At 39.0% G+C, this 3,798-nt stretch carries 7 protein-coding genes; all 7 read left to right on the top strand.

The window, feature by feature from the left end; genetic code table 11:
* The first annotated feature begins 23 nt into the window (after positions 1–23).
* Positions 24–446 (top strand): HK97 gp10 family phage protein, encoded by a 423-nt coding sequence (locus Q0410_RS05185; RefSeq protein ID WP_299033808.1) that lies wholly within the window; start codon positions 24–26, stop codon positions 444–446.
* A complete protein-coding gene (locus tag Q0410_RS05180; RefSeq protein WP_299033804.1) occupies positions 443–1,066 on the top strand; it encodes a DUF6838 family protein in 624 nt (207 codons plus the stop codon). The genes Q0410_RS05185 and Q0410_RS05180 overlap by 4 nt, the downstream gene beginning before the upstream one ends.
* Entirely contained in the window at positions 1,067–2,152 is a 1,086-nt protein-coding gene (locus Q0410_RS05175; RefSeq protein WP_299033801.1) for a phage tail sheath C-terminal domain-containing protein, read from the top strand.
* A gap of 10 nt (positions 2,153–2,162) precedes the next feature.
* Positions 2,163–2,600, top strand: coding sequence for a phage tail tube protein (locus tag Q0410_RS05170; RefSeq protein ID WP_299033798.1), 438 nt, complete (start codon positions 2,163–2,165; stop codon positions 2,598–2,600).
* An 8-nt stretch (positions 2,601–2,608) separates the two neighbouring features.
* Positions 2,609–2,995 carry a phage tail assembly chaperone gene (locus Q0410_RS05165; RefSeq protein ID WP_299033795.1) on the top strand — a complete coding sequence of 129 codons (387 nt, stop codon included), beginning with the start codon at positions 2,609–2,611 and terminating at the stop codon, positions 2,993–2,995.
* Between the two features lie 26 nt (positions 2,996–3,021).
* The gene (locus Q0410_RS05160; protein WP_299033792.1) at positions 3,022–3,150 is read left to right on the top strand and encodes a hypothetical protein; all 129 of its coding nucleotides are present in this window, start codon (positions 3,022–3,024) and stop codon (positions 3,148–3,150) included.
* The coding region (locus tag Q0410_RS05155) for a hypothetical protein (protein WP_299033789.1) at positions 3,138–3,798 on the top strand (661 nt) is incomplete at its 3' end. The genes Q0410_RS05160 and Q0410_RS05155, both read left to right, overlap by 13 nt.

Below are 3,798 nucleotides of genomic sequence, written 5' to 3'. Positions count from 1 at the left end.
CTTATCAGAAAGGATGATGCTTAGTGACTATTAAAATTGATACTAAGGGGCTTGATGGCCTTTTGGATAAGGTTAGTAGACTAAGTCCTGAAATAGATGGAGCTGTGACTAGGGCTATGGCTGATGAAGGCTTGTCTTGGCGTGATGATGTTAGGGATAATACTCCTGTGGATACTGGAGATTTGAGGAGGTCTTGGAGCCTTACTGGCCCTGATAAGAAGGGGCTTAAGTTTGAGATGGACCTTAATAATCCGCTTGAGTACGCCTTACACGTTGAGTACGGACACCGCCAAGAACCAGGTCGCTTTGTCCCTGCTATAGGTAAGAGACTTAAGGCCGACTATGTGCCAGGCTCTTATATGCTTAGGAATGGGACTAGACGATTAGAGGAGACATTAAAACCAGCGGTACAAAAAGAAGTTAGAAAGGCGATTGAGAGCCTATGATTAAACTAACTGATGTTTTTAATTCAGTCGATAAAACCTTAAGGGCTAGCCTTGATAATATCAAAGCTTACAAGGAAAGGATTAATAATGCAAAGAGACCTTTTATGAGTGTGGAGCTTATAAGTTTTTCTACAAGCCCTCATTCAAGATTTATCATTAACAAGAGTATAGATTTGGACATTATTTATTTTTCTAAAAATAATAGCGTTGGTGAAGCACTTGTAATGGCTGATAAGCTGATGAGTGCTTTTTCTATGGGCTTATCTGTGAGGGCTTATGCTAAGGACGGAGTAATGGTTGATAAAAGGCACTTACATTGTCTTAAGGCTCCAGAGTATAAGCTGGTCGGTCAAGACCTACATTTTATGGTTAGATTCGACTTTGCTGATGAATTTAAGCCTACTTATCTTGCTGATGATAAAACTATGAAGCCTTTTGATAGGGACTTAGACCCTGGTCAGATTGATAGGAAAAAGCCTTGGTCTGATAGAGAGGTCGATAACAAGGATTTTAGTCCAGATGTCGATTTTACGACTGATGAAGATAAGAAAAGTTATGAAGAAGAAAAAATCAAGCTTATGCAGAGCTTGAAATTAGAATATGAATTTATGGAGGATTAGATGGCAAGAATAGGTATGCCTGAAATTAAGATTGTATTTGAGTCCCAAGGGCTTTCTGCAATCCAAAGGAGCGAGAGAGGGATTGTCCTTCTTTTACTTAAGGGCGAAAATGAGGAAGAACAGGGGTCTTACAAACTTACTACCCTTTTTGATTTATCGGAAAAGATACAATTTAGCGAGAAAAACGCCAAGCTTATAAGACTAGCTTTTGAGGCTAATCCTAAAAAGTTATTGGTTGAAATTGTAGGGGATAATAACCCACTTGATGCTGTTATGCAAAGATATAAGCTAATTAAATTTAATTATTATGCAGCTCCTAACCTTGATGAAGCTGACCTAACAAAACTTATGACTTGGCACAAAAAAGAGGCTGTTGACCCTGGCGATAGGACTATTAAGTTTGTTGGCTATGACCTTAAGGAACAAGGACATGAAAGTCTTATAAATTGGGCGACTTCATCTGTTACTTATGATGGGGAAGTCTATACTGGGCAAGAGTTTACTGCTCTTGTTGCGAGCGAACTTGCGGCCTTACCTCTTAATAGGTCTTTTACCTACTATGAGTGGCCAAAGATAAGCGAAGCTAGCCTTGATTTTGCTGATGACCCTGACGAGGCGGTTGATGAGGGCAAGCTTTTCTTGACCTTTGATGGAGAAGTTTACAAGGTTGCTAGGGCTGTCAACACCTATACAGGGGGCAACGAGAAAAAAGGCGAGGACTTTTCGAAGATTAAGATTGTCGATGCCATGCACCTTATCAAGGATGACATTAGAGATACTTTTGATAAGTATTACGTAGGTAAGGTGTCTAATACTTATGCTAATAAGCAGCAATTTATAGCCATGATTAACAGGGTTTACTTTGCTGAACTTAAGGGCCTAGTTTTACAGGATACTGATAAGAATAGAGTTGATATAAGCGTCGAGGAAAACCTAAGATATGCGGTTAAACGTGGTGCGGATACTGAAAACATGACTACCCAGCAAATCAAGGAATTTAATACTGGTTCTAAGGTCTTTTTAGATGGATATGTATCTTTAATCGACGCTATGGAAGACCTTTATATCAACTTTTGGAATGAATAAGGAGTAATTAATGACTGAAAATAGAGGTTTTAGAAGAATTGCAGGTGCTTGGGGTACTCTGCATATAGATGGTGAGGCTATCTTTGAGGTTGTCTCTTTTGAGGCTAATATCGAACTTCAAAGGGGCGATGTTCAAATCGGGACTGATGTTGATTCAAAGATTACTGGTATGGCTGGAAGCGGACAGTTTGTAGTTAAACACGTTTATACTAGGGGTATTGCTAAATATCTTGCAGCCCTTAAGGCTGGCCACGATCCAAGATTTTTATCATCTGTTTGTCTTGATGACCCTGACGCTGTTGGTGGCCAAGTAGAAAGAATTAATATAGGTAACTGCTGGATTAATAACTTACCTTTGACTAATTTTGATATGGCTGAGGTGGTGGAGAAAACTTTCGAGTTTGGATTTACACCAGGTGATGCTGAAGTAGCAGAAGGAATTTACTAGGAGGACATATGGCAATTAGTGCTAAAGATTTAATCAAGAAGAAAAAACTTATTGAAGATAAAAAAGATAAGCAAATAGAAATTGAGGTGCCTGAAACTGGCACTTTTTTATTTAGGATACCAAATATGTTAGACTATGAAGATTCTGAAGCTTATGGCAAAAATAGGAAGCAAAAAGGCTATGAAAGCAATAAGTACTTGATTCATGCTTGCTGCTTGGAGCCTAATCTTAAGGAGCCTGAACTTTTAGAGGCTTATGAAGTTAAGAACCCTATTGATATAGTGGATAAGCTTTTTATGGTCGGTGAAATTTCATCGATTGCTACTACTCTTGTTGACAAGGCAGGCTTTGATAAAGAAGCTTATAAGGTGGTTGAAAAAGCAAAAAACTCATAGAGGCTGGAGATCCTGAGTTGTCCCTTATGGCTTATATGCTGGAGAAGGGACATACTTTTGATTATATCTTTAGCCTAGATTCTTTTGAAATAGCACTTGCTACGGCAACCATGCTAGCTGAAAGAGAAAGAGAGGCCAAGAAATGGCAATTATAGAAAAAGTTACCCTGGTCGATGATTATTCGACTAAGGCTAAAAAAATACAAGCATCTACCTCTGCTATGGCCTCTGCTATGGATGCAATTAGGGGTAATGCTAGTAAGATGGGGTCGGCTTTAAAGTCGGCCTTTTCAAGAAGTTATAGTGTTGATATTAAGGACACTGGAGTTGCTAATGTTGATAATAGAATTAAGGACCTACAAAAAAGCCTTAAAGGTTTAAATAGGCCTTATAATATCAGCATAAGCGCTAAGATGAGTGTCCTTGATAAGGTGAAAAGCAATCTAGGTGCTATAAAGTCTAAGACTGGGGAAGTTGGGTCTTCTATGAAGTCTTCTTTTAGAAATTTTAAGGTCGATTACTCGACTTTTAAGGCTGCTAAGAGAGAGGCTAAGGATATGGAGAAGGCCTTAAGAAATCTTACAGGTAGAAAGCATAAGATTGATATTGATATGGAAAATCCTATAAAGTCAGCCTTTAAGGGCGGATTTGATAAGATGTTCGGAGGTCTTAAATCGGGATTTTCTAAGCTTAATCCTTTTAAGGGATTTGGCGGTGGTGGAGGAGGAAGCGGAGGCGGGGGCGAAAGCCCTGGTCTCATGAAGTCTATTATCGGTGGTAACCTCATAACTGGGGCTATTACTA

Source organism: uncultured Anaerococcus sp. (assembly GCF_937934665.1).
GTDB lineage: Bacteria > Bacillota > Clostridia > Tissierellales > Peptoniphilaceae > Anaerococcus.
This window is presented reverse-complemented; position numbering and strand designations above follow the sequence as displayed.

Coding starts and splice junctions, on each gene's coding strand:
- Q0410_RS05180 (WP_299033804.1), top strand. CDS start 443: ATGATTAAACTAACTGATGTTTTTAATTCAGTCGATAAAACCTTAAGG.
- Q0410_RS05170 (WP_299033798.1), top strand. CDS start 2,163: ATGACTGAAAATAGAGGTTTTAGAAGAATTGCAGGTGCTTGGGGTACT.
- Q0410_RS05160 (WP_299033792.1), top strand. CDS start 3,022: ATGGCTTATATGCTGGAGAAGGGACATACTTTTGATTATATCTTTAGC.
- Q0410_RS05165 (WP_299033795.1), top strand. CDS start 2,609: ATGGCAATTAGTGCTAAAGATTTAATCAAGAAGAAAAAACTTATTGAA.
- Q0410_RS05175 (WP_299033801.1), top strand. CDS start 1,067: ATGGCAAGAATAGGTATGCCTGAAATTAAGATTGTATTTGAGTCCCAA.